This window comes from Agaribacillus sp. DX54, from assembly GCF_056858335.1.
The window spans coordinates 1-300 of the sequence record NZ_JBXEQE010000155.1 but is presented as its reverse complement, the minus strand read 5'-3'; the positions used below and the strand labels follow the sequence as shown (position 1 = coordinate 300).

At 47.7% G+C, this 300-nt stretch carries 1 protein-coding gene; it reads left to right on the top strand.

The annotated features are described in order from the left end of the window. The coding region (locus AC04NP_RS30770) for an AMP-binding protein (RefSeq protein ID WP_482863968.1) at positions 1-300 on the top strand (300 nt) is incomplete at both ends.

The window sequence follows — 300 nt, the reverse complement described above, 5'->3', positions numbered from 1 at the left end:
TCTGGATCGTAGCCTGGAAATGTTAGTCGGTATTTTAGGGATCCTGAAATCGGGGGGCGCCTATGTTCCCCTAGACCCGGAACATCCCCAGGAACGTATGGATTACATGTTGGAGGATTCCGGGGTGAAAGTCCTACTGAGTGATCGCAAGAACGGCCCTGGCTTTTCAGCCAAAGAAGATTTGAATGTCATTGAATTGGATAGCGACTGGGAGGAGATTGCCAGGGAATCCACTGAATGCCTTAAAAGAGTCTCTTCTCCATCTAATTTAGCCTATGTAATTTATACCTCGGGCAGTAC